General features: G+C 69.4%; 22 protein-coding genes. 17 read left to right on the plus strand and 5 right to left on the minus strand.

All coding sequences use genetic code 11. The features are described from left to right. Positions 1-21 precede the first annotated feature (21 nt). The 4 genes from MED01_RS13565 to MED01_RS13580 all read right to left on the minus strand — a co-directional run bounded on the left by MED01_RS13565 (position 22) and on the right by MED01_RS13580 (position 4,406). A complete protein-coding gene (locus MED01_RS13565) occupies positions 22-1,014 on the minus strand; it encodes a carbohydrate kinase family protein (protein ID WP_308193467.1) in 993 nt (330 codons plus the stop codon). 1 nt (position 1,015) lies between these two features. Beyond that, positions 1,016-2,209 (minus strand): methionine adenosyltransferase, encoded by a 1,194-nt coding sequence (gene metK, locus MED01_RS13570; RefSeq protein ID WP_238668925.1) that lies wholly within the window; start codon positions 2,207-2,209, stop codon positions 1,016-1,018. Positions 2,210-2,271: 62 nt separating this feature from the next. Then, positions 2,272-4,005, minus strand: coding sequence for a thiamine pyrophosphate-binding protein (locus tag MED01_RS13575; protein WP_238668926.1), 1,734 nt, complete (start codon positions 4,003-4,005; stop codon positions 2,272-2,274). 20 nt (positions 4,006-4,025) lie between these two features. Continuing rightward, a complete protein-coding gene (locus MED01_RS13580; RefSeq protein WP_238668927.1) occupies positions 4,026-4,406 on the minus strand; it encodes a nuclear transport factor 2 family protein in 381 nt (126 codons plus the stop codon). A gap of 653 nt (positions 4,407-5,059) precedes the next feature. Here MED01_RS13580 and MED01_RS13585 point away from each other — a divergent pair. The 15 genes from MED01_RS13585 (at position 5,060) to MED01_RS13655 (ending at position 20,179) form a co-directional block, all read left to right on the plus strand. Continuing rightward, positions 5,060-5,755 (plus strand): class I SAM-dependent methyltransferase, encoded by a 696-nt coding sequence (locus MED01_RS13585; protein WP_238668928.1) that lies wholly within the window; start codon positions 5,060-5,062, stop codon positions 5,753-5,755. A 14-nt stretch (positions 5,756-5,769) separates the two neighbouring features. Beyond that, positions 5,770-6,819: a saccharopine dehydrogenase gene (locus tag MED01_RS13590; protein ID WP_238668929.1), complete on the plus strand. Its 1,050-nt coding sequence runs from the start codon at positions 5,770-5,772 to the stop codon at positions 6,817-6,819. Next, positions 6,816-7,967 carry a saccharopine dehydrogenase family protein gene (locus MED01_RS13595; protein ID WP_238668930.1) on the plus strand — a complete coding sequence of 384 codons (1,152 nt, stop codon included), beginning with the start codon at positions 6,816-6,818 and terminating at the stop codon, positions 7,965-7,967. The genes MED01_RS13590 and MED01_RS13595 overlap by 4 nt, the downstream gene beginning before the upstream one ends. Positions 7,968-8,076: 109 nt before the next feature. After that, entirely contained in the window at positions 8,077-9,066 is a 990-nt protein-coding gene (locus MED01_RS13600) for an EamA family transporter (RefSeq protein ID WP_238668931.1), read from the plus strand. Then, positions 9,063-10,301, plus strand: coding sequence for an ATP-grasp domain-containing protein (locus MED01_RS13605; RefSeq protein ID WP_238668932.1), 1,239 nt, complete (start codon positions 9,063-9,065; stop codon positions 10,299-10,301). Before MED01_RS13600 ends, MED01_RS13605 begins: the two co-directional genes overlap by 4 nt. Before the next feature lie 107 nt (positions 10,302-10,408). Next, on the plus strand, positions 10,409-10,681 hold the full coding sequence (locus tag MED01_RS13610; RefSeq protein WP_238668933.1) for an acyl carrier protein: 273 nt from the start codon (positions 10,409-10,411) through the stop codon (positions 10,679-10,681). After that, positions 10,678-11,784, plus strand: a complete 1,107-nt coding sequence (locus tag MED01_RS13615; protein ID WP_238668934.1) for a hypothetical protein — start codon at positions 10,678-10,680, stop codon at positions 11,782-11,784. Before MED01_RS13610 ends, MED01_RS13615 begins: the two co-directional genes overlap by 4 nt. Continuing rightward, the gene (locus MED01_RS13620) at positions 11,781-13,256 is read left to right on the plus strand and encodes a class I adenylate-forming enzyme family protein (RefSeq protein WP_238668935.1); all 1,476 of its coding nucleotides are present in this window, start codon (positions 11,781-11,783) and stop codon (positions 13,254-13,256) included. Before MED01_RS13615 ends, MED01_RS13620 begins: the two co-directional genes overlap by 4 nt. Then, entirely contained in the window at positions 13,249-14,523 is a 1,275-nt protein-coding gene (locus MED01_RS13625; RefSeq protein WP_238668936.1) for an alanine racemase, read from the plus strand. The genes MED01_RS13620 and MED01_RS13625 overlap by 8 nt, the downstream gene beginning before the upstream one ends. Next, positions 14,520-14,759 (plus strand): phosphopantetheine-binding protein, encoded by a 240-nt coding sequence (locus tag MED01_RS13630; protein ID WP_238668937.1) that lies wholly within the window; start codon positions 14,520-14,522, stop codon positions 14,757-14,759. The genes MED01_RS13625 and MED01_RS13630 overlap by 4 nt, the downstream gene beginning before the upstream one ends. Next, complete coding sequence (locus MED01_RS13635; protein ID WP_238668938.1) at positions 14,759-15,937, plus strand: acyl-CoA dehydrogenase family protein; 1,179 nt, start codon at positions 14,759-14,761, stop codon at positions 15,935-15,937. The genes MED01_RS13630 and MED01_RS13635 overlap by 1 nt, the downstream gene beginning before the upstream one ends. Continuing rightward, entirely contained in the window at positions 15,924-17,009 is a 1,086-nt protein-coding gene (locus MED01_RS13640; protein ID WP_238668939.1) for an acyl-CoA dehydrogenase family protein, read from the plus strand. The genes MED01_RS13635 and MED01_RS13640 overlap by 14 nt, the downstream gene beginning before the upstream one ends. Before the next feature lie 23 nt (positions 17,010-17,032). Beyond that, positions 17,033-17,902 (plus strand): hypothetical protein, encoded by an 870-nt coding sequence (locus MED01_RS13645; RefSeq protein WP_238668940.1) that lies wholly within the window; start codon positions 17,033-17,035, stop codon positions 17,900-17,902. Next, positions 17,899-19,548 carry an amino acid adenylation domain-containing protein gene (locus tag MED01_RS13650; RefSeq protein WP_238668941.1) on the plus strand — a complete coding sequence of 550 codons (1,650 nt, stop codon included), beginning with the start codon at positions 17,899-17,901 and terminating at the stop codon, positions 19,546-19,548. Before MED01_RS13645 ends, MED01_RS13650 begins: the two co-directional genes overlap by 4 nt. A gap of 4 nt (positions 19,549-19,552) precedes the next feature. After that, positions 19,553-20,179, plus strand: a complete 627-nt coding sequence (locus MED01_RS13655) for a LysE family translocator (protein WP_238668942.1) — start codon at positions 19,553-19,555, stop codon at positions 20,177-20,179. A 127-nt stretch (positions 20,180-20,306) separates the two neighbouring features. Here MED01_RS13655 and MED01_RS13660 read toward each other — a convergent pair whose 3' ends face one another. Next, complete coding sequence (locus tag MED01_RS13660) at positions 20,307-21,860, minus strand: hypothetical protein (protein ID WP_238668943.1); 1,554 nt, start codon at positions 21,858-21,860, stop codon at positions 20,307-20,309. Positions 21,861-22,390: 530 nt separating this feature from the next. On the opposite strand from MED01_RS13660, the gene MED01_RS13665 reads away from it, so the two are divergent. Both MED01_RS13665 and MED01_RS13670 read left to right on the plus strand, forming a co-directional pair. Next, positions 22,391-23,503 (plus strand): ricin-type beta-trefoil lectin domain protein, encoded by a 1,113-nt coding sequence (locus tag MED01_RS13665; RefSeq protein WP_238668944.1) that lies wholly within the window; start codon positions 22,391-22,393, stop codon positions 23,501-23,503. Positions 23,504-23,702: 199 nt separating this feature from the next. Next, on the plus strand, positions 23,703-25,319 hold the full coding sequence (locus tag MED01_RS13670) for a serine/threonine protein kinase (protein WP_238668945.1): 1,617 nt from the start codon (positions 23,703-23,705) through the stop codon (positions 25,317-25,319). Positions 25,320-25,602 lie beyond the last annotated feature (283 nt).

The following is a 25,602-nucleotide window of genomic DNA, read 5'->3' on the forward strand; positions in this document are numbered from 1 at the left end:
GTGCCTTCGACAGTGGGGCGTTCAGCTGGCGTTGGTGCGGCCGACGGCCGTACGCACGGCATCGGCCAGGTCGATACGGTAATGCTTGGCGAGCTCGGCGCAGAGCTGTTCGACAGTCACGTCGTATTGTTGACCACCTTCGTGTTGCAGGGCGTACCAGGCGAGCTGACATCCGATCGCGGCGGCGTCGATGTGCGACAGGCCCCAGTCGATGCCGGCGAAGAATCCGGCTCGGAAGGCGTCGCCACCGCCGGTGGGGTCGACCACCACCGGGACCGACGCGGCGGGCACCGTGGCGTCGCCGTTTTCGTCGCGGATCCGTACGCCTCGCGGGCCGAGTGTGGTCACCACGGTGCCGACCAGCCCGAGCAGACCCTTCTTGGTCAGTTCGCACTTCTCCAGAAGCAGGTCGAACTCGTATTCGTTGGTCAACAGGTAGCGGGCCCCCGTGATGAAGGCACGCAGTTGCTCACCCGGCATCCCGGCGATCTGCTGCGACGGGTCGGCCGCGAAGGGCCAGCCGGCCTGCCGGCAGCAGGCTGCGTGTCTCAGCATGGCGACCGGCGAGTCGGGCGAGATGATCACCAGGTCCGGTGCGGCTCGGTCGGCACCGACGACGGCGGCCAGGTCCAGGCGATGGGCCTCGGCCATCGCGCCGGGATAGAAGGACGCGATCTGGCACTGCTGCTCGTCAGTGGTGCAGATGAAACGGGCCGTGTGCTCGCCATCGACGACGAGCACTGGCGAGCAATCGACGCCGTGCCGTTCCAGGAACGATCGGTAGTCGGCGAAGTCGCGCCCGACCGCGCCGACCAGGCTCGGTCGTAGACCGAGCCTGCTCATGCCGTACGCGATGTTGGCGGCAACGCCACCACGACGGATCACCAGTTCATCGACCAGGAAGGACAGCGACACCGCGTGCAGGCGGTCCGCGATGAACTGATCGGAGAAGCGGCCGGGGAAACGCATCAGGTGATCCGTGGCGATCGATCCGGTGACGTAGAGCCGCCCCATGTCAGTTGGTCGCCGCGCTCTTCAGGTCGGCGGCGCGGTCAGTGCGCTCCCACGTCAGGTCCGGCAGCTCACGGCCGAAGTGGCCGTACGCTGCGGTCTGCTGGTAGATCGGACGCAGCAGGTCCAGGTCGCGGATGATCGCGGCCGGACGCAGGTCGAACACCTCCTTGATCGCCTTTTCGATCCGCTCGGCCGGCACGTTCTCGGTCCCGAACGTCTCCACGAACAAGCTCACCGGGTGGGCCTTGCCGATCGCGTAGGCCACCTGCACCTCGCACCGCTCGGCCAAGCCGGCCGCAACCACGTTCTTGGCGACCCAGCGGGTCGCGTACGCCGCCGAACGATCCACCTTCGACGGGTCCTTGCCGGAGAACGCACCACCACCGTGACGGGCGTAACCGCCGTACGTGTCGACAATGATCTTCCGGCCGGTCAGGCCCGCGTCACCCATCGGACCGCCGATCTCGAATCGCCCCGTGGGGTTCACCAGCAGCCGGTAGCCCTCGACGTCCAGGCCGAGGGCCTCCAGCTCGGGAGCGATGACGTGGTCGCTGACGTCCGGCGTCAGCAGCGACTCCAACGAGATGTCGGCGGCGTGCTGCGACGACACCACCACCGTGTCCAGACGCACCGGACGCAGACCGTCGTACTCGATGGTGACCTGCGTCTTGCCGTCGGGACGCAGGTAGGGGATCGTCCCGTCCTTACGGGCGGCAGACAGCCGGCGGGCCAGGCGGTGCGCCAGCGCGATCGGCAGCGGCATCAGCTCCGGCGTCTCCGAGCAGGCGAACCCGAACATCATGCCCTGGTCCCCGGCGCCCTGGCTGTCCAGCGAGTCGCCGGTCCCACCCTCGCGCTTCTCGATGGCGGCATCGACACCCTGCGCGATGTCGGGCGACTGCGAGCCGATGGAGACGCTCACGCCGCAGGAGGCGCCGTCGAAGCCCTTCTTCGACGAGTCGTAACCGATCCGCAGGATCGTGTCGCGAACGATGCCGGGAATGTTGGCGTAGGCCTGCGTGGTGACCTCGCCCGCCACGTGCACCTGGCCCGTGGTGATCAGGGTCTCCACCGCGACGCGGCTCCGCGGGTCCTGTGCGAGCAGGGCGTCGAGAATTCCGTCGCTGATCTGGTCAGCGATCTTGTCCGGGTGGCCTTCCGTGACCGACTCGGAGGTGAACAGGCGGCGTGCCACGACGTGTCCTTTCGATATCGGCGCGTTCCAGGTCAGGCGCGCCGGCGGAGGGGCGAAGGTCCTCAGTGGATCGGGCGCTGCGTGGCGGTGCCGGCGATTGCTGCCTGCCACGCCTCCACCGGCGGCGGATTGTCCATGTGCTCGGGAACCCGGACGTGGATGACGGACGGACCACTCCCGGTGGCCGCCTCCTTGATCATCACGCTGAGCTGTTCCGGGTCGAACGCTCGTGCCGCGGGCAGTCCCATGCCGTTGGCGAGCAGGACGGGGTCGATACGTCCGGGGTCGACCGCGAAATAGCGCCCGCCGGCGTAAAGGTGCTGGATCATCTTGATCCAGCCGAGGGAGGTGTTGTCCAGGACCACGTAGGTGATCGGCAGCCCGAGCCGGCCGGCCGTCTCCCAGTCGCCGAGACCCATCGCCACGCTGCCCTCTGTGGTGAGGCAGAGGATCCGCTCGCCGGGGTGCGCCACGGCAACGCCGATCGCGGCCGAGATGGCGAAGCCCAGTGGCCCGTGCCCGCGAGGAATGACGACTCGCCACCCGTCGCCGGACGATTCCCAGAACGAGGCGAGGAACGGCGTGGGAGTTCCGGCGTCCGCCACGACCCAGGTGAACCCGCCGAATTCGGCATGCAGCGCACGAACCACGTCCCGCGGCTGAAGCCGCTGGTCACCGGGGTCCGGCAGTGGCGACGAGTTCGCCGTGACCCACAGTTGCCGGGCGGTGGCGAGAGCCTGGATCCGATCGTCGCGCGTCTGCTCGTCGGCGGCGGGTAGCGCCTGGCGGAGCTGGTCGAGAGCCGTCCCGACGTCCGCGATCAGGGGCGTGCTTCCGGGGTAGTTGCGTCCGGCCCGCTGCGGAGAGAGGTCGATGTGCGCGATCCGGGTGCCGGAGCGTGGGGGTGCCGTGAAACTGGCCGTATCGGTGGCGTTCGCGCGGGTTCCCGCGAAGAGGACGAAGTCGGAGTTGCGTAGATAGTCGTTGGCGTACTCCCGGGCGCCGTTGGCGCCGACGACGCCGAGGGCGAGTGGGTGGTCCTCGGCGAGGGCGCCCTTGCCGTGGATGGAGGTGCCGACCGGAATGGCCGCGTGCTCCGCGAGGTCGGTGAGGGCGCGCCAGGCACCGGACAGGTGTACGCCGCCGCCGACGACGATCGCGGGGCGTGCGGCCTGTGCGATCTGTCCGGCCACCGTGTTCACTGCCTCGGTCGGGGCGAGGGGGCGTGCGGCGGGAACCGTGCTGCTGCCGGTGCCGACGGGCAGGTCGGCGGTCTCCTCCAGAACGTTCTCCGGGATGATCAGCACTACCGGGCCGGGACGGCCGCTCGTCGCTGCGGCGACGGCCTCCGCGACCGCGCCGGGCAGGTCAGCTGCCTGGTCCACGGTTCGCCGCCACTTGGTCACGCCGCTGAACAGTGCCATCTGGTCGATCTCACTGATGGCGCTGGTGCCCCGGCTGCCATGCGGGTTGTCGGTGCTGATCGCCAGGATCGGGATGCCGGAAGCGAAGGCCTCGCCCAGACCGCTGGCCAGATAGACGGCGCCCGCGCCGCTGGGCGCTTCGCAGACCCCGAGGCGGCGGAGGGTACGGGCGTAGCCGTCAGCCATGTACGCCGCGTGGCGTTCGTCGCGGGCCAGCACGTGCCGGACGTCCTGCGGGCGCCTCGCGATGACGTCGTAGAAGTGGATGCTGGTGTCTCCGGGGAAGCCGAAGATCGTGTTGACACCGTGCCGCACCAGCGCTTCGACCAGAAGTTCCGCGCCGGCGCGCGCCGCACCCTCAGCTGCGCTCATTGATCTCTCCATGGGAGTCGCTAGGCGAATGGGACGAAGAAGAAGGTCCGGCGGTAAGAGAACCGGCCGGATCCGGAAACGGTGAAGAAGTCGGCGAAGCCGATTGTCGAGTGCTGCCCGTCCAGGGTGATCCGGTCCGCAGTGCCGTGCACTGCCACCTCCGGCCCTTCTATGATCAAGGAGGAAAGGTTGTGCCGGCGGCTACGAATAGGTGGCTGGGAACGGTAGAACGCAGATATGGCCGATCGCCCGATAATGGACTTCTGGCCTGGCCTGTCGTAAATGGAGTCCGGTTCGAAGAGAAGCATCATCCCATCGATGTCATCGGCGTCGACCCGACGGTAGTAGGTGCGCACCACGTCGTCGAGGTGAATCCGATTCATCATTTGCGGCACGGACATCTCCGGCAATTATTCGCGGCTCACCACAGAGCGGCTCCGGTCGTGGTGATCACCGGTCAGGGAGGGGTGACGGGCTGACGCGTTAGTGGACGAAATGCATGATCCGACATCATCCTCACATTCGTTGCCCCGCTACGTGTGGCGCTCGTCACAGACGGTGCTCGTCGGGGGCGGCGGTGGCGTGGGGCGAGGTGACGCGGTGCCTCCATTGGCATCGATGCAAGTGATCTTAAAAGGTGGCGTTTCGTGTGCTGGGACGACATGTGTACGCGGCGGCCAAGGAGCTGCGACTTTGCAGGAATGTCACCCGCCGGACCTTCGGCACGATAGCTCATCGCGCGTCCGGTGTGGGGTACGTGGAGCGTTCTCCAGTCGCTGATCGGCATTTAGCCTGGGCGTCGAGTCGCCGTTCCCACATCTTAGGAAACATTGCTTGCACAGCTAGGGGTGCATGTGCTTGCATCGATCTCTGTCGGGCTGGGGTCCGAACTGGCGAGAGTGGCCTGGTGCTTCCTGGTCGTCTCGATGCATACGGGGATTCTGACTAATCACTTGAACCGCCAAGACGATACGACGCGTCGATGTGTGCCATTGTGCACGCGGTCGTACTCGTCACGTGATTCTGTGAACAACCGGTAGCAAACGGGGGGAAAATGAGCACGGAAAGTCGGCAGAACACGGAACTTCTGGATTTTTATCGCCCGCAGGGCGACGGAGAGCCGAATCTCTTCGAGATCTGGGAGAAGGGCGGAGCCCGTGGCGACTCGGTGACGCCGTCGACCTACTCCAGCGAGTACCGCCGCTGGATGACGGGCGTCCTGGTGAACCAGTTGCGGAGCAACAAGGCCACCGGCCTGCTCAGCCTCGGCTGCGGAAACGCCGTGGTGGAGGCGGACACCGCCAAGGCCGGCTTCCGCGTGTATGCGGTGGACGCGTTGGAGGAGGCGGTCGATCTCGCTCGGGCCAAGGGCCTTGAGGCGCAGCAGGCGGACCTGAACACCTGGACGCCTGACGAGAAGTGGTCGGTCATCTACATGGACGGCGTGCTCGGGCATCTGTACGACCCCGAGAACGGACTTCAGCCGATCCTGAAGCGCATCCACTCGTGGCTCGAACCGGGACCTGCCGGCGTGGCGTCGTTCGTGGCGTCCAACGACGACACCCAGAACGACTCCTGGGTGCAGGCGGCCTCGAACGTCAAGGGCTTCTACTGGCTGTCCACCGGCTACCTCGGTGAGCAGGCGCTCGCTGCGGGCTTCGACCGAGTCGAGATCCAGCACTTCCACTACCAGCGCCCGCAGTCGGGTCCGCGCCGGCGGTCCGTGGTCGTAGCACAGCTGCACGCCTGATCGGGAAGCGTGTGATGAGCGTTCTTGAGCTGTGGTTACGCGAAGAGATCAACCCGGACGAGCACCGTACCGTCCTGACCCCTGATGACGCCCGGGTGCTGATCGCCGACGGCGTGCGGCTGACCGTCGAGGAGTCGGCGCACCGAATCTTCGACACCGGGGAGTACGCGGCGGCCGGTGCCCGGATCGTCGCGGCCGGCACCTGGCCGGAGGCGTCGGCCGAGACCGTCATCGTGGGGCTCAAGGCCCCTGCCGACGAGCCGGAGCCGCTGCGCCACCGGCACATCTTCTTCGGGCACGCCTACAAGGGTCAGCGCGACGGGGCGGCGCTGCTGCGCCGCTTCCGGGCCGGTGGAACTCTGCTGGACCTGGAATACCTGACCGACGACACGGGCCGTCGGGTCGCCGCGTTCGGCTACTGGGCCGGTTACGTGGGCGCGGCGTTGGCGCTCCTGCATTTCCGGGGCCGGCTCGTCCCGCCCCTACGGACGATGAGCCGCCCGGAACTGGACGAGGCTCTCGTCGCGTCCGGGAACGCCCGTGTACGGGCCTTGGTGATCGGTGCGCTGGGCCGGTGCGGCCGGGGCGCGCGAGACGCGCTGTCAGTGGGCGGAGTCGAGCCAACGGCGTGGGACGTCGCCGAGACCCGCGATCTCGACCGCCGGGCGATCCTCGACCACGATGTGCTGGTCAACACCGTGCTGTCGAACGAACTCGCGCCTCCGTTCGTGCGCCCGGAGGATCTCGACGACCCGGCTCGCAAGTTGTCAGTGATCAGCGATGTGACCTGCGACGTGACGTCCGAGTTCAACCTGCTGCCGATCTACCGGAACCCGACCGACTGGGCCCGGCCGGTGCACCACCTGCGTGCCGAGCCCGCGCTCGACCTGCTCGCCATCGACAACCTGCCTTCGTTGCTGCCGCGTGAGGCGAGTGCGGCCTTCTCCGCCGACCTGCTGCCGCACCTGCGCACCCTGCCGGACGACACGCCGGTCTGGCGACGGGCGTACGACCGGTTCGCCGCCGCGACATCTGAACTCGACCTGATGGGAAGCCCGTCGTGACATCCACCCTCACTGAGCCGACCGGACGGGTTCACTGGCTCGGCACCGGTCTGTCGACCGGGAGCGGGCTCGCCCTGGTCTGCGCCACCGCTACCGGCACCACGGTCTGGGGACGCAGCCGCGAGAAGGCGCAGGCCTGTCTCGACCGGCTCGGGCTCACCGGCCAGGCCGACGCGCGGGAACTCGGCTGGGAAGCCCTCGCCGACGCCGTACGCCCTGGTGATCTCGTGGTCTCCATGCTGCCGGCCGCGGAGCACCCGACAGTGCTGCGGCTCTGCCTGCGCCAGTCGGCGCACTTCGCCAGTTCCAGTTACGTCTCCGCGGAGGTCGCCGAGCTGGCCGCCGACGCGCGACGAGCCGGGCTCGTGGTGCTGACCGACGCGGGGCTCGACCCCGGAATCGATCATCTGCTGGCTCATCGGCTCGTTCAGGCCGCAGAGAAGGCCCTCGGCGATACTCCGGCGACTGTGTCGTTCACGTCGTACTGCGGGAGCTTCCCCGCGGTGCCGAACGACTTCCGCTACCGGTTCAGCTGGGCGCCGCGGGGTGTCCTGACCGCCCTCGGCACCCCCGCCCGCTTCGTGGAGGGTGGCCGCGAGCTGACCGTCGACCGGCCGTACCGCGCTGCGGAGAAGCTTGTCCTGGGTGGCGAACCATTCGAGGTCTACGCGAACAGGGACAGTATCCCCTACATCACCACATATCAGTTCCCTAAGTCCTGGGAGGTTGACACCTTCGTTCGCGGCACGGTCCGGCTCGACGGATGGACCGACGCCTGGCAGCCGGTCTTCGCTCAGCTGGAGAACGGCACCGCCGACGAGATCACCGCTCTGGCCGCGCGGCTGGCCGAGCAGTACCCGGCCACCAGCGAGGACCATGACCGGGTGGTCATGTTCGTACGGCTGGAGGCGGTTGCCGGCGACGGAGCGCGCTGGGCCGGCGAATACACGATGGACGTCCAGGGGGATGCCACCGAGAACGCGACACCTCGCCTGGTCTCCGTGGCCCTCGCCGGCGGGCTCGCCGAGTTGCTGGCCGGACGGATGTCTCCCGGTCTGCACCAGGCGACCTCCGACCCCGGGTCGATCGACAGCTGGTTGGACTTCCTGTCCGCCAACGGCGTCGCCTGCCAGGAATATCTGCCATAGGCCGATGATCTGGTACATGGTTGGAATTCGATCGCCTCATGGTGTTCCGAAGTAAGTACACTTCGGACGGTCTGGCGCGGTTCACAGCCAGTTACGGGGAGGCCAGGACATGGCGCAGCAGTCGGAGACCGGGCAATCGGCGACGATTCGGCGTGGCATTCTGCCGCTGCTGATCTTCGCCGCGTTGACCGCCGCGATGGACGTGTACGGCAGCAACCGACTGCAGGTGGTCAGCCCGGAAAGCCTCACCGCGGTCTCCTTTACGCTGACGGCGGTCTTCTTCCTCGTCCTGGAGGTCGTGCGTAACGGCACAGCGTTCCTGACCATGCTGCGTGATTCACGTCACGACGTCATCGCCATCAACATCACCACCGCCGTGACGTGGCTCGCCACCTTCTACGCCCTCCGCAACCTGGAGCCGGCGGTAGTGAACGTGGTCGGCCTGGCCCTCGGTCCGGTGTTCATCCTCGTGACCGGCGCGATCCTGCGCCGGGGGGCGTCCGTCATCGCTGCGGAGGTCGTGGTCGCGTTGGGGATCTGCGTGTTCCTCAGCGTCCTGGTGTGGGGCTCCTTCACCGGTGAGACCGCCGTCGGGGAAATCGGTGAGAGCACCGCCGCCTGGGGACTCTTCTTCTCGGTGGTGTGCGCGATCGGATCGGCGGCCAACATCACCTACATGAAGCGGCTCAGCGATCGCGGTCGCAGCCCGCAGGAGGTGCTGGCGGTGCGGTTCTTCCTGATGATCGCGATCGGGTGGGCGATGACCGCGACGAGTTCGCTGGACGAGGTGCGGGCCGCGCTCGTGCCCGGCGCCGTGGTGGCCGTCATCGGCATCGGGCTCCCGATCTACGTACTGCAGATCGGGATCAGGCACACCGAGCCCATCACCACGGCACTGATCGTCTCGCTGTCACCGATCTTCGCCTACTTCATGCAGTTCCTGGACGGCCGGCTGCAACCCTCACCACTGACCATCGTGGGAATCGTGGGCATCGTGGCACTCGCGACCGCCGGGACCCTGGCCCGGGCCCGCCACGACGGCCGATTGGTAACTGCGACCGTGCCGTCGGCGTACGACACCGACGGAGTCCGCCGATGAAGGAGTCCTCCATGAAATGCGCCATCGTCGACGCGTACGGCGCGGGCCGGCACCTGCCGGCAGCGCTGCGGCGTCGCGGCATTGAATTCATCCACATCCGCTCTGACGCTCCCGACTGGCGGCTCAGCTACCGGCCCGAGGAATTCACAGTCGACCTGAAGCACGAGGGTGACCTCGACGCCACAGTCGCCCGGCTCCGGGAGCACGACGTCGGCATCGTCGTGGCCGGCGCCGAGTCCGGGGTGTTGCTGGCCGACCAGATGTCCGCCGCCCTGGGCACATCGGGCAACGGCATGCGGAATCCCCTGGCGCGGCGCGACAAGTTCGCCATGCACGAGTCGATCCGCGACGCCGGCCTGGCCGCCGCCGACGGCTTCCGGGCCGAGTCGGTCGACGAGATCCTCGGCTGGGCGGGTGACCGGGGGCAATGGCCGGTGGTTCTCAAGCCGCCGTCCAGTGCGGGCGGGGACAACGTCTACGTCTGCCACTCCCCTGACGAGATCAGGGACGCGTACGCGCGGATCACCGGCAACATCGACCGGTACGGCCGCCAGAACCGCCTCGTTCTGGTGCAACAGTTCCTGGCCGGCACCGAGTACTACGTCAACTCGGTCAGCCGGGCCGGTGTGCACCGGATCGTGGAGGTTTGGCGCTATCACAAGCGCTCCACCGGCGGTCGGACCATCTACGACTACGAGGACCTGCTGGCCTGGGATGACAGTGCGGCCCGGCAGATCGCCGACTACACCCTGGCGGTGCTGGACGCGCTTGAGATCCGTACCGGCGCAGGGCACACGGAGGTCATGCTGACCGCGTCCGGACCGGTTCTGGTCGAGTGCGGCGCCCGCCTCGGCGGCGGCCAGATGCCTGAGCTGTTGACCCGGTGCACCGGCACCAACCAGGTCGACAGCCTCGCCCTGGCGATCGCCGACCCTGAGGTCTTCACGCGTCAGGGGACCAGCGGTTATCGGCTCGACGCCAATTTGCGCTGCGTCAACCTGATCACCGAGCGCGACGGCGTCATGCCGGGTGCCGACGCCTGGGCGGCCGTCCGGGCGCTCCCGTCCTTCGACAGCCTGGTGCTCAACATCCCGGAGGGCACCCTCCTGTCGCCCACCACCGACATGGCCACCTGCCCGGGCACGCTCTACCTGTGTGCCCCCGACCGGCAGCAGGTCATCGCCGACTACGACCGGCTGCGCTCGCTGGAACTCGCCGGCCTCTACGGCAACTGATCAACACGTCTTCGCCTCGCCGCGGCACAGCACGACGCCGCGGTGAGGTACGGGGGTGCCCGCTGGCCTGATCCGGCACCGCCGTCCACTCGGGAAGGAGCGACAGAGTGCCCACCGGAACCGCCGACCGCGCCGCAGTTGCGGCCACCGTCAAGCGGGTCGTCATCGCACAGTCCCAGCTGACGATCAGCGCCGGTCGGATCACCGAGACAGAGCCGCTCACCGGGCCGCTGCTGGACGTGACCTCGCTGGGCCTGCTCGCCGTAATGCTCAAGATCGAAGAAGAGCTCGGTGTCACGCTGCCCGACGATCTGTTCTCCGCCCCCCTGCCGCGCACCGTGGGCGACCTGGTCGACCTCGTGCAGCGGGCCGCCCGATGAGCGGCCCCGCCGCCGGATTCGGCGCGGCCCTCGATGCGCTGCCCGCCGACCTGTTCGACTGCGTGCAGGTCAACCTCGCGCTGCTGGCCGACGTGCGGCACGGACCCGGCACCCATCTGCGCCTCGGCGCGCGGCTCGCCTTCCGGCCCCGGCTCGACGACGGTTGGTGGACAGTCGAACCCGTTCCTGCCGACCAGGTGGATCACTCGGCCGGGCTCCTCGGCCTCGCAGTCGCCGAGCGCTGGGACGCCTGCCCGGCGGACCGGGTGCCCGAGTTGATCGCCGGGCGCGAGCCGCTCTACGTCGTCGCCGACGCCTACCACCTGCCGTGGCTTCCCTACGCCGGGCAGGAGCACATGCGGCACAGCTTCCTTGTGCACTCCCACGATGACGGCGTACGTGTCTGGGACGCCTACCGCAACGACACCCGATGGGGGCCGGCAGTACCGGGACACTGGGACCTGAACGTGAAGGACCTGGTCACGGCACTCGGCGACACCGCCGACGTGATCAGCTTCGGCGCGGCGGCGCTGCCCGACCCGCGGCCGACGGTCGAGCTCGACGACCCGACCGAATACCTGGCCGCGTACGCCGACGCCCCGGACCCCGCTGCCGCGCTCGCCCGCCTGACCCTGCAGACCTGGCTGCTCGCACGGTCCCGGCTGCTGCACGCCACCAGCCGCGGAATGGAACTCCAGGAACATCTCGGGGCCTGGCAGGGGCTGGTTCAGCAGACCTACGTCGCGTGGCGGATGGCGCAGCGCGGCCGGCCGGCGTCGGAGGCCCCGCTGCGGCGACTTGGTGAGCTGCTGCACCGGGACCAGGCGCTCTTCGCCGTACCGGCGGCCGGCGGGCAGCAGTGGCGGCAGCACGTCGCCGAGGCTGCCGCGTCCGTCCTCCGCCTGCCCGTGCCAGTGGTGCTGGGCGGCGCCCGGTTCGACACCTCCCCCGAGTACGGCTCGTTGCGGATCGTCGAGATCGTCGAGCTGGTGGAACGGGTGGTCGGTGTGGAGTTGTCCGCCGACGATCTCGTGCCGGAGAACCTGCAGGACCTCGACGGCCTGTGCCGGATCGTCGCCCGCGCCGGGACCGGCGCCCGATGACCCTTCTGCACGAGCTCTTCGACACGGCGGCCCGGCGTGCCCCCGACGACGTGGCCGTCACCGCGGGCCCGGACCGGACCACCTTCGCCGAGGTGGTGACATCGGGTCGCCGGATCGCGGCCGGGCTGCTCGGGGCGGGGCTGCGCCGCGGTGACCGGCTGGTGATCGTGTCACCGCCGTCGGTGGTCCTGCCCGCCGTCCTGTACGCCGCGGCCCGCGTCGGCGTCATCTTCGTCGTCCTGCACGAACAGCTCCGCGGCGATCCGTTGCGACATGTGCTCGATGACTGTGAGCCGGCCCTGGTCCTCAGCGATGACGCGGAGGTCAGAGTCCTGGCGGCCGAGTCCGGGTCCGCAGCGGGCGACCTCAGCGGACTGGTGGCGCGGGCACCGCTGGACGGCCTGCCGCCGGGTGGTGAGCCGCTGACAGTGGACCCGGTGTGTCTTGTCTACACCTCCGGTTCCACGGCTCGACCCAACGCGGTGGTCTCCACCCACCAGCAGATGCTGTTCGCTGTCGCGGCCATTCAGGATGCCGTTGGCTATCGCCGCGACGACGTGGTGTTCTGCCCGTCACCGGTCTCCTTCGACTACGGGCTGTACCAGCTCTTCCTCTGTGCGCTCAGCGGCGCTCGGATACACCTGGCCGGTCTGACCGTCACCGGGCCCGGCCTGACGGCGGCGCTCACCGCGACCGGCGCGACAGTGCTCGCGGCAGTCCCGTCGACGGCCGAGATGCTGGCCCGGCTGCTGGGCCGTGGCGGTGAGCCGCCGGAACTGCGGCTGCTCACCACCACCGGCGCGGCGATGCCCGTGGACCTGCTGCAGACGCTGCGGGCCCGGATGCCGAATCTGCGGACCCAGGTGATGTACGGCCTGACCGAATGCAAGCGGGTCGCCATCATGCCCCCGGACGGTGATCGGGAGCGGCCCGGGTCGAGCGGCCGGCCGCTGGCCGGGACGGAAGTGTTCGCCATCGACAGTAAGGGACGTCGTCTGCCCGACGGTGCCGTCGGTGAGCTGGTGGTCCGCGGCCCGCATGTGATGTCCGGCTATTGGCGGCGTCCGGAGCTGACCGCCGACCGGTTCCGGGTGGAGGAGGGCCTCACCACCCAGCTGCGCACCGGCGACCAGGGCCGGGTGGAGACCGGGGGATGGGTCTACGTCGACGGTCGTACCGACGACATCTACAAGGAACGCGGATACCGGGTGAGCGCCACCGAGGTGGAGGCCGCGGCTCGCCGGATACCGCGGGTCACGTCCGTCGCGGTCCTGCCACCGCGCGACGGCGTGCGGTCGGTGCTGGTCGCCGTCACGGAGCTGGCGGCGGAGACGGTGCTGGACCAGCTGCGCGACCATCTCGAGGTCTTCAAGATCCCGCAACGGTGCGTGGTGGTCGACGGTCTGCCGCTTACCCACAACGGCAAGATCGACCGCAAGGCCCTGACCACCCTGGTGGCCGAGAGTGCTTGACCACGAGCTGGCCCGCCACGTCGCGGCCACTGCCGGAACCCCGGCTTACGTGTACGACCTGGCAGCCGCGCGGGACAACCTCGCCGCCCTGCGCATCGCCCTGCCCGAGGGGACCGACACGTACTACTCGGTGAAGGCCAACCGGCACCCGGAAATGCTGCGCGCGCTGCGCGACGCCGGCAGTCGTGCCGAGGTCTGCTCGCCGGGCGAACTCAGCGCCGCTCTGGCGGCCGGCTGGGATCCCGGCACCATCCTGTACGCCGGTCCCGGCAAACGTGACGTCGACCTGCGCACCGCGCTTGCCGGGGGCGTGCGGCACTTCTCGGTGGACTCGCCGAACGCCCTGGACCAGCTGAACCGGTGTGCGGAAGCGGCTGGCGTGCCGGTGTGGTGCCTGCTGCGGATCAACGCCGACGCGCCCGCGTCCCGGCCCGGCCTGACCATGACCGGGGTGTCGTCGCCGTTCGGTGCCGACGCCCGCTGGGTGGCGACCGCCCCGGAGCGGTTCGGGCACCGGCCGCACGTGACAGTGACCGGGCTGCACCTCTACATGGGCACCAACCTGACCACCGTCGACGATCTGCTCGCCCAGTTCACCAGCAGCCTGCGCACCGCCGCCGACCTGCGCGAGGTGCTGCGCGCCCAAGGGGTACGCCTGGACGTGCTCGACCTCGGCGGCGGGTTCGGTGCGCCGTTCGGCCGGGCCGGCGGTCGCCTCGACCTGTCCGGGCTGCGTGAGCCGCTCACCGCCCTGCTGGACGCGGAGGTACCGGACTGGCGGGACGGCCGACCCCGGATTGCCTTTGAATCGGGCCGCTACCTCGTCGGTACCGCCGGCACCCTGCTCACCCGGGTCCTCGACGCGAAATCGTCGCACGGCAGCTACCTGGTCGTCCTCGAGTCAGGCATCAACCACCTCGGCGGCCTGTCGGGGCTGCGCCGCCTCCCACCGCTGGTGCCGAGCCTGATCCCGGTCGACGCTGCGGCACCCACAGCGGTCACGGTGCCGACCACCGTGTGCGGCCCGCTGTGCACTCCGCTGGACGTATGGGCGCGGGGCGTCGAACTGCCCCGGCTCGAACCCGGCGACCTGCTGGCTGTACCAAACGTCGGCGCCTATGGCCTGGACGCGAGCCTGCTCGCCTTCCTGGGCCACCCGCTGCCGGCCGAGGTGGTTCTCGACTCCACCGCCCCGGAACCGGCCACCTGGCACGTGTCCCGGATGGACCTGGTCCGTACCCCGATCTCCCTGGGAGAGCCGCTGTGAATCCGGAGTTCGTCGCGCTGCTGTCGCGTTTCCTCAAGTACGCCACCCCCGACCAGATCACCGCCGACGCCTCACTGCACGATCTGGGCCTGGACTCGATGCAGTCGATCGAACTGCTCTTCGCCATCGAGGACGACTGTGGTGTCAGCCTTCCCGACGAGGCGTTGACCGAGAGCACGTTCGCCACTGCCGGAAGCCTCTGGGCGGCCGTGCGCAACGCTCGCGGTGACGCCTGATGACGGCGGTGGCGGCTACGGTCGTCGACCTGGCCGGGCGGGTGGAACGGGTCGCGGCGGTGGCCCGGGAACATGCCCGGCGTACCGACGACGAGGCGGTCTTCCCCACCGAGGCGCTGGCCGAACTGCGCGCATCCGGGCTGCTGGCGCTGGTCGTGCCGGCCGCGTACGGCGGGCTGGGCGGCGGCCCGGCGGAACTGATCGACTGCGCCGAGTCGCTGGCCCGCGCCGATCTGTCGGTGGCTCTGATCTTCGCGATGCACTGCCAGCAGGTCGCCACCGTCGCCAGGTATGGCGGCGATGAGCTGCGGGCGACTCTTCTGCCGCGCATCGCCGCTGGCGAACGCTATCTGGCGTCGGTGACCACCGCCGCGGGCACCGGTGGTCACCTGTTGTCCGCGAGCGCGCCGCTGCGGGACACGGAGGAGGGACTGCTGATCGAGCGGTTCGCGCCGATCGTCACCGGCGGTGCCCACGCCGACGGCTTCCTCATCACCATGGGCAGCCCCGGCGCCGACGTACCCGGACAGGTCTGCCTCGTCTATGCCGAGCGCGAGCAGTTGGAGATCACCGAGTCGGGCCAGTGGCAACCGATGGGCATGCGGGCCAGCCACAGTGTGGCGCTACGGCTCACCGGTACGGTCCCCCGCCACCAGCTGATCGGCGCGGAGCACGGGTTCCGGGAGATCTCGTTGGCCCTCTTCTCGCCGCTGGCCCACCTCGGTTGGGCCGCCTGCTGGCTGGGTGCCGCCGCCGGGGCGCTGTCGCGGGTGGCGACCCTGCTGCGCAGCCCCGACGGCCGGCGCCGATTCGACCATCAGTCCGAGTTGCTCCTGACCCGTCTGGGTCGGGCCCGCCATCGGATCGACGCCGTCCACGCGCTGCTGCGGCACACCCAGCGCATCGTCGAGGACGGCGGTGACCTGTCGACCGCGCCGGTGCAGATGCTGCTCAACGGCCTGAAGGTGACCGCGGCGGAGTCGTGCCGGCAGGCCGTCGAGGAACTCGTCGACGCGGTCGGGTTGCGGCACGGCTACTTCAAGGACTCGGACACCTACCTCGAACGGGTCCTGCGGGATCTGCGGTCGGCGTCGCTCAACTACCACAACGACCGGCTCGACCTCGCCGACGGACGGCACGTGCTGCTCGACCGGAAAGTCACCCATGTTGGTGGGTGAGCGGACGACAGGGTCCGGCGACGCGCTGGCCCGGGCCCTCACCGGTGACCGTCCGGTGTGGCCCGCTCTGGGGGCGTCCGGCGTCATCGCGTCCCTCTACGAGCCGGACGGACGCGTCAGTCCGGAACGGCTCGGCCGGCTGCTGGCCGCGGTGGACGCGTCCCAGCCGATCGGGGTCACACTGGGCGTCTGTGTGCAGGTCGCGGCGGCACTTCCGCTGCTGCGTACAGCCCTGCCGGATCATCCGCTGACCGCCGAGGTGACCGCCGGGCGGGCGGTGCTGGCGCTTGCCGCCACCGACAGCGGCCGTGGTTCGCAGCTGAGCTCGCTGGGCAGCGGCTACCGGATCGACGGCGACCGGCTCACCCTGACCGGCACGAAACGGTGGATCACCAACGCGCGTACCGCCGACGCGTTCCTCGTGCTGGCCCGGCACGAGGAGGGCAGGCACTTCACCAGCTTCAGCTTCGTGCTGGTCCCGGCCGGCGCTCCCGGTGTAACTGTGACCCCGGCCCGCACCGAGTTGTTCGACGGGGCCGGGCTCGGCGACGTGACGTTCACCGGCGTACAGCTCCCCGCCACCGCCGTCGTCGGCGGCCGTGGCCGGGGGATGGCACTGTTCGCCCGGCACATCGCCACCGAACGGCTGGCCGGTGGTCTGTGGGCGGTCGCCCTGTGCCGGCGTGTGCTGACCGACACCGTGGAACGCCTGCGCCGGCCCGACGACGGCGGCACCTCTCTCTGGCACGACCCGGGCGTACGGCGGCACGTGGCCGGATGCCTGGCCCGCGTCCACGAACTCCGCGCGGTGTGCGTGACCGCCGGCCCGCTGGTCGCCACGCGGCACGATCCCGCAGCCGCGGCCCGGGTGAAGATCGCCACCGCCGACACCGTCGACCACGTGCTCGGTGAATGCGCCCGGCTGCACGGCGCGGACGGGTTCGTCGACGACGGCGTCCAGCGGCTGCGTACGGAGGCGGCGGTGTTCGGCATCGGTGGCGGTGTCGGCGAGGTGGCCCGTGAGCTGCTCGCCGACCGGGTCGACGACCTCCTGCACGGTCTCGCATGGTGACGGTGGTCCGGGAAGGGGGAACGATGACGAACTGGGCGGATCTGAGCTGCTACACCAGCAACCTGGCCGCCTACCTGGCACCCGGGCGGCCGCACCTGCGGTCCGAACTGGCCGACGCGGTTCGTCTCGCGGTCCTCCCCGCGACGACGGCACTGTCGCACCACAGCCGTATCGACGGTGGCAGCCTGGGATATGTCGGGACGGGCCGGTGGGCGGAGGCCACGGCCGGGATCGCCGCTGAGCTGGAGACCCACGGCAAGGTCCTGGCGGTCGCGAACACCGAACAGCTGCAGTGGTCTCCCGAGTACCAGCGCCGCGCGACGCCGCACTGGGTGCTGCTGACCGGCCGGCCCGGAGGCGGCTGGCAGGTGGAGGACCACTTCGCCGCGACGACCCCGCACGGCGATCATCGGCCGTACCACGGGCAGGTCACCGAGGACGAGCTGAAGGTGCTGCTCTCGCCGGTCACCACGGCGTCCGGTGAGGTCGCCAACCGCGATCGGCACGCCCTCGGCGAGCCCGTCGAGGTGCCACCGCCATCGCAGTACCGCTGGCTGGCCCGTACCGCTGCGGTGCGTACTCCCGTGGAGCCGGGGTGGCTCACCGGCTCGGACGCGGTGACGCATCTCGCCGCGGTGGTCGAGGACCGGGCAAGGCTCGCCGCTCTGGCCGACGACCTGTGGGCGGCCAGCCGGCACCAGCTCTTCCGCCACCGGGTCCGGTCGGCCGCCGGGCTGACCGACCCGGCGGCCGCCGCTGCCGCTGTCTCCGCGTGGGAGGAACTCCCACGGGCTCTGCGGTTCGCCGTGGAGTCGGCCGACCGTGGGCGGCCCCGGCCGGGTGTGGTCCGTGCCGCGTTCGACCGGATCATCACCGAGGGGGCGACCGCGTGAACACGCTGTACGACTGGTTCGCCGAGTCCGCCGCCCAGCATCGGGATCGGATCGCGCTGGACCTGGGCGTCAACCGGCTCCGGTACGGGGAACTCGACGATCTCGCCGGCCGGGTCGCCGCTGCGGTGGTGCGCCGGCTCGGACAGCCCCCGAACCGGCTGGGGCTGCTCGCGGCTCGCAGCGCCGGTGCGTACGCCGGATATCTCGCCGCGTACCGGCTGAATGCCACGGTCGTGCCGCTCAATCCGGCGTATCCGCCTGCGCGGACCGCGGCCGTCGCCACGGCGGCCGAGCTGGACCTGGTCCTCGCCGACGCCGGTGGCAGCGCCGGTGCGGTGCCGGTGCTACCTGTCGACGACAGTGCTCTCGCCGCGCTCCCACCTGCCAACGGGGTGGCCGCACATTGGGCGGACGCGGCCCGTCCGGCGTACATCATGTTCACCTCCGGGTCGACCGGGACGCCGAAAGGCGTGCCGGTGACCCATGCCAACGTGCTCGCCTTCCTGCGGGCCGTGGCCGGACGCGCGGAGCTGACCAGCGACGCCCGGGTGTCCCAGATGTTCGACCTCACCTTCGACCCGTCGATCTTCGACCTGTTCGCCACCTGGGGCGCCGGAGCGACGGTGGTGGTGCCGCAACCGGCCGACCTGTTGGCGGCGGTCCGGTTCGTCCGGCAACGCGAGATCACCCATTGGAGTTCGGTGCCGTCGGTGATCGCCATCGCGCGGCGGCTACGGCAGCTGGGCCCGGACCGGATGCCGACGTTGCGATGGAGCATGTTCTGCGGCGAGCCGCTGTCCGTCGACGCTGCGGCCGCCTGGCAGGGTGCCGCGCCGAACAGCGTCATCGAGAACATGTACGGACCCACCGAACTCACGGTCACCTGCACCGGCTACCGCCTGCCGGCATCGCCCGCCGACTGGCCGGCCACCACGAACGGCACCGTGCCCATCGGGGAGCCCTACCCGGCAGTCGCCTGGCTACTGCTCGACGAGGACCTGCGCCCCGCAGCCGAGGGAGAGCTGTGCGTCAGGGGCCCGCAGCGGTTCCCGGGTTATCTCGACCCGGCGGACGACAGCGAGCGGTTCGTCACCGAAGCCTCCGGCAGTTACCGGCTCCGCCATGGCACGCCGTCCGGATCGGACTGGTACCGGACCGGAGACCGGGTCCGCCACGAGAACGGCCGGTTGATCCACCTCGGCCGGCTGGACCACCAGGTGAAGGTGTCCGGATACCGCGTCGAACTCGGCGAGATCGAGGCGGTCGCCCGGCGACACCCGGAGGTGGCGCAGGCTGTCGCCCTGGCCCTCGCCGTGCCGACGGGCGGTGTGGAGCTGCACCTCGCCTACGAGGGGCCGGTGGTCGACGAGGAGCAGCTGCTGGCCATGCTGCGGGCCACGCTCGCTCCGTTCATGGTGCCCCGCCGGCTCACGCGGTTCGAGGCTCTGCCGCTCACCGCCAACGGCAAGATCGACCGGGGCCTGCTCGGCCGTGTCCTGCGGTCAGTTCAACTTCCGGGACAGGGCCCGGGTGGCGCGTCGCATCAGCTGCCGAACGGCGGGGGACCGGTCGCCGGCCCGGACGGTGGCGCGGATCTGTCGGTTCGGGCATCTATTGTCCCGAGTGTGGGCGGCATGCCAACCTGACTGGGTGCCACTGGATCCGCGGCTGCTCGCCGCGTTCACGCTCGCCACTGTCGTCGCTACGCTGGCGCCGGGCCCGGACATGCTGTTCGTACTCGGTTCCGGGATGCGTGGTGGCCCACGTACCGGGCTGCTCGCCACTGCCGGCATCGCGACCGGCGAGGCCATCCACGTCATCGCTGCGGCCGCCGGGCTCAGCGCGCTGTTCACGGCGGTGCCCGAGGCGTTCACCGCGTTGCGCCTCGCTGGTGCCGTCTACCTGGCCTACCTGGGCATCCAGATGATCCGGCAGTCCGGTGACCTGGTGGTGTCCACCGGTGACGGCGCGCCCATCTCGGCTCGCCGTGCCTACCTCACGGGCTTCCTCACGAATCTGTCCAACCCGAAGATGATCATCTTCTCGGTCGCGTTTCTTCCGCAGTTCGTCGATCCGTCGCTGGGGTCGGTGTGGATCCAGTTCGCTGTGCTCGGCGCCATCCTGATCTGCCTGGAGTTCCTGATCGACGGTGGGGTGGGCGTCTTCGCCGGTCGGGTCGGAGGTTGGCTGAGACGCCGTCGTACCGTGCGCCGTTGGGTCGACACCGGTACCGGCGGCATCCTGATCGCGCTGGGACTGCGGCTGGCGGTGGAGTAGCAGCGCGTCGTCGCGCGTTCGTCCGCTGGAAGGCATCCGGTCCCGCAACGGGTCCGGTCTGCGTGACCGAACCAGTGCGGGACCGGATGCCTGTCTCCTGTTACCCGGGTGCGGGGCGAGCGGGTGATCAGCCGAAGCAGTTGGGCACCGGCGGTGAGCTGGGTGTGCAGTTGGTGGGCCGGTTGCCGGTGATGGCCGTCTTCTGGTCCACCGTGACCTGGCCGCCGTCGTTGAAGATCCCGCCGGGTGCCAGGGTGGAGATGTTGTCGGTGACCTTGCTTTCGGTGAGGGTGAGCGTGGCGTTGTTGTAGATGCCGCCGCCCTGCGAGCTGGAGCCGATGGCCCTGTTCCGGTCGACGTGCGTGCGGCGCAGTACGACGGTGCCGCTGCCGTTGTAGACGCCACCGCCGTGTTCGATGGTGCTGTTCGTGCTGGCGACGTTCTCGCTGATCCGGCTCTCTTCGGCCACGAACTGGTTGATCTGGTTGAACACGCCGCCGCCGCGTTGGCCGGCCTCGTTGTGGTGGACGTTGCCGTGCTTGAGGCGGAAGTCGCCGTCGGTGAAGATTCCGCCGCCCTCGCTGCCGGCTCGGTTGTCGTTGATCTCGACGTTCCTGGCCTCGGTGGTGGAGTTGAGGCCGCCGCGGATGCCACCGCCGCGGAAGCCCGCGGTGTTGTTGTCCAGGTGGACGTTGTCGAGCACCGCGACCTGGCTGTTCGACAACCCGCCGCCAGCGCCGCCGATCGGCACGATGTTGAAGGTGCCGATCGTGTTGTTGTAGCTCAGTCGGGTGTTCTGCACTGTGAGGTTGCCGTTGTTGTAGATGCCTCCGCCGTCGAACACGGCGCTGTTGTTGCTGATGGTGCTGGCGCGGTCCTTCTTCCCGTCCTTGTCCTTGCTGTCCCAGTCCTTGCCGTTGCCGTGGTCGTTCCCGCCGAGGATCTTCGTGACGCCGTAGTTGGCGATGCCGCCACCCGGGCCGTTGGTGTGGTTGTAGACCACCTCGGTGTTCTCGATGACGGCCCTGCCGCCGATGTCGATCCGGATGCCACCGCCGCCCTGGCCGATCCCACCCTCGGCCAGGCCGCCCTTGATGGTGGCGTCGCGCAGCGTCAGGTCGCCGCCGGTTCCGACTTCGAGGATCCGGAACGGGGTGGCATTGGCCGCGCGGACGATTGTGGATCCGTTTCCGTCGATCACGACCTGCTGGGTGATGATCGGTAGGCCGACCGCGCCGAAGGGCACCGGTGGCTGGGGTGCCGACCTGTTGAGCGTGTAGGTGCACTTCTCGGCGAGGCGGAGCTTCGCCCCGGAGTCGGCGTTCGCGCGGACGATCGCCGCGATCAGCTCGTCGGCGTTGCAGGGTACGGACCGGAAGTCGTCGCGATGGTCGTCCTCTTTCTTGTGGTCCCTGCCGTCGCGGCCACCCGGGTCCTGGCCTCCGTGGTCGTCGCCACTGCCCCGGCTGCCGTCGGCGAGGACCTGCGCTCCGGCGTTCGACGGGCTGCCGTCGTTCTTCCCGGCTGCCCCGCTCACTCCCGCCGAGGTGAAGGCGGCCAGACCGAGCACTCCGGTCAACCCGGCCGCCCCGGCGACGAGCCAACGCGCCCGGCGCCTCTTCGGCAGCGGGGCCTGGTCGGCCGCCACTTCGCTCATCTTCGGGTGTAGATAGTTGGACATCGAGCTACCCAGCCCTTCTCGGTACACCATGTTTCCGGACGTCGCAGTCGGTGCAGAAGGCGACAAATCGGTTATCGCCACCAAGGCGAAGGTAGTCGAGCGAAGCTCACATCAACCGGGCTTATGCGAAAAAGACCTACATTCGACCTAAGCGGCACAGACGTTCCGTTGGCCCCACGCGCTCCCACCTGCCCCACTGGTGTCGAAGCCGGCCCGCTCGGCGTGCATCACCGCCTCCAACTCGTCCTTCATGAAGCCGGAGCATCCCCGGCGTCGGGGACCCGCCGACTTCGCGAAAACGGAGTGGATCACTCGCTCGGCCCAGCGAGGCGGGCATCGCGCTGGTTCGGCGTCGCGACCCGGGTTGCTGGCACGCTTGACGTGGGCGAGGTCAGCGACAAGAATTTACATGAATCGCTGTTAGCGTTAACAACCCGTCCCAGTGCTGCGACGGCATCGTCATGCCGATGTCGCGTCGGTCGCGACGGCCTGATTCCTCGGTCAGCACTACCACTGCAGGGGAGAAATCTATGCGAACGAGGGCAAGATGGCTCGCGGCGACTGCCGCACTCGGTGTTGTCCTCGCCGGGGTGCTGACCTCGACCGGACCGGCCAACGCGGAATCCAACGGCGGGGTGCGGGTCATGCCCCTCGGCGACTCCATCACCGAAGGCACACAGGTGCCGGGCGGGTACCGCATCGGGCTCTGGCAGCGGCTCGTCAACGGTCGGTACACTGTGGACTTCGTCGGGTCGCAGTTCAACGGGCCTGCCAGCCTGGGTGACCACGACCACCAGGGTCATCCCGGCTGGCGCATCGACCAGATCGACGCGAACATCGTCGGCTGGCTGAACACCCAGCGGCCGCAGACCGTTCTGTTGCACATCGGCACCAACGACATCCTGCAGAACTACAACGTGAGCACCGCGCCGAACCGGCTGTCCACCCTGATCGACCGGATCACCACAACGGCTCCCACCGCAGAGGTGTTCGTCGCGCAGATCATCCCGCTCTCCAACAGCAACCAGGAGGCGGCCGCACGCACGTTCAACGCGGCGATCCCCGGCATCGTGCAGAGCAAGGTGAACGCCGGCAAGAAGGTACGCCTGGTCGACATGCACAGCGCACTCACCACCGCCGACCTGATCGACGGCGTCCACCCCACCGCCGGCGGTTACGACAAGATGGCCGCCCGCTGGTACAGCGCGTTGCAGTCGGTGCCCGGCAGCATCGGCAACCCGGGCAGCGGCACCGGGCAGACCACCGCGATCGTGGGTACCTTGTCCGGTCGCTGCGTCGACGTCCCCGGCTCCTCCACCACGAACGGCACCCAGGTGCAGTTGTGGGACTGTCACGGCCGCACCAACCAGCAGTGGACCTACACGAGCAGCAAGACGCTGACCGTGTACGGCAACAAGTGCCTCGATGCCGCCGGCTACGGCACCTCGCCAGGCACCCTGGTCACCATCTACGACTGCCACGGCGGAACGAACCAGCAGTGGAACGTCAACGCCAACGGCACCATCACCGGCGTGCAGTCCGGCCTCTGCCTGGACCCGTACAACGTGGGTACCGGCAACGGCACGAAGCTCGTCCTCTGGACCTGCACCGGTCAGGCCAACCAGCAGTGGAGCCGCCGATAACCTGTGCGGCGGCGCCGGGTGGTCGGATCGCTGACGGTCCGACCACCGTCGTCCCCTGCCGCCCACTCTCCGGACGGCATCGACCGGGTTCGGTGGGCGGACGATAGGCTGCGGCCGGCATCGGAGTGACCTGAGGGGAACGGGTACGGGTGATGGGCGGAACGGCTCGCGCGGTGGTCGCGCTCTGCGGGCATCTGGCGTGAGCGACGGGTTGCGTCTCGGTGACCCGACACGCCTTGGTGGGTACGAGGTGCTCGACCGGCTCGGCGACGGGGGCATGGGCAGTGTCTTCCTGGCCCGTTCACCGCAGGGTCGGCTGGTGGCGGTCAAGGTCGTCCGTGCCGAACTCTCCCACGACGAGGAGTTCCGGGGTCGGTTCCGTAGTGAGGTGAACCGCGCCCGCCAGGTTCCACCGTTCTGCACAGCCGAGGTCCTGGACGCCGACCCGGACCATGACCCGCCGTATCTGGTGGTGGAGTACGTCGATGGCCCCAGCCTGGCCGAGGTGGTTCGAACGCAGGGCCCGCTGGAGGCGGCGCGGCTGCACAGCATCGCGGTTGGGGTGGCCACCGCGCTCACCGCCATCCACGGCGCTGCGGTGATCCATCGCGACCTGAAGCCGGCGAACGTCCTGGTCGCACCGGGTGGGATCAAGGTCATCGACTTCGGCATCGCCCGAGCGTTCGAGGCGACGAGCCAGCACACCCGGACCAACCAGATGGTCGGGACCCTCTCGTACATGGCTCCGGAGCGGTTCGACACGACTTCCGGCCGTCCGGCGGGCCCGGCCGCGGACATCTTCGCCTGGGGTGCCCTGGTCGCCTACGCCGCGACCGGGCGCAGCCCGTTCGGGGGCGACTCACCTACCGCCACCGCCATGCGAATCCTCACTCAACCACCGGACCTGACCGGGCTCGATGGGCCGTTGCGGGAGTTGGTCTCCCGCGCGTTGGAGAAGGACCCCGCTGCCCGGCCCACCGCCCGGGAGTTGCTCGACGGGTTGTTGACGGCAGCGTCTCCGGTGGGCGCCGGCGGGCCGGCCGAGCTCCCGGGCGCGACGCCGTCGAATGTGCCGCCCGCTCCCGGTGGTGATGATCAGGGCGCGGGGTCGATGCCATCGGGTCTGGCCACTGGCGGTCGCGGGGGTTCACGCGGGCGTGGCTGGCTCATCGCTCTGGGCGCGACCGCTGCGGTGATCGCCGTGCTGGTGCCCGCTGTCCTGTTCGGTCCGAAACTGTTCGACGGGCAGTCCAAAGCGGACCTGGCCGGCTCGCCGCCGAGCGGTGGCCCGGAGACGAGCGGTCCGGCGGCCACGGCGTCCACGCCCGCGTCGGGCAAGCCGTCCGCCTCAGCGTCGGCCAGCACGGACCCGACCCACGCCATGCTGGCTGGTCAGCGGCGAATCCTGCTGCACGTGGTGGAGATCGACCGTGACCTGTCGCTGCCGTCTCACGGCGAGCTCGAGGTCGGCAACGGAACCGGCAAGGACGCGCTCTTCGTGCTTGAACCAGTCGGTGTCGACTACATGATCAAATCGGTGAACCCGGAGATCGCCCACCGACCCTGTCTTGGCGTCAAGGTCGATTCAGAAGGGTACTCGGCGCTGGTGGGAGCCGACTGTCGGCCGACCAAGGCAACTCTGTTCGCGATGAGCCGTGAGGGCAGGGACGACAAGGGGCGCCCCTCCTACGCCATCATCAGCGAAGAGTACGGCCCGGTGCAGTGGAGCCCGACCAAGAAGGAGATCTTCGTCGAGTTTCTCGGCGACGCGCCGCTGAACACCACGTTCAGCCTTGTCGATCGAGGCGCTGTCTGACTCGGACGTACCCGGCCCCTGCGGGCCAGCCACCGCCGGCTCTGATTCGCAGGTGATCGCTTTCTGACCGTCGCCGCGCCAGCGCTCCTGCCGGTCGTCCCGTCAGGCTGCGTTCATCGGCACCGCCAGCAAGCTGCGGGCGATGGGCAGCCGTCGATGTTAACGCGCTCGTGGGGCCTCCTCAAGGGCTCGTCGGTGGTCCCTGCGGGGGATCTGGGTCGATGCCTGCGGGAATGCGGTTCAAGTCGTTTCACCCCAAGATCCGCGGCCCGGCAGCGGCAGA

Origin of the sequence: Micromonospora alfalfae, from assembly GCF_022230925.1 — a bacterium.
Classification (GTDB): domain Bacteria; phylum Actinomycetota; class Actinomycetes; order Mycobacteriales; family Micromonosporaceae; genus Micromonospora; species Micromonospora alfalfae.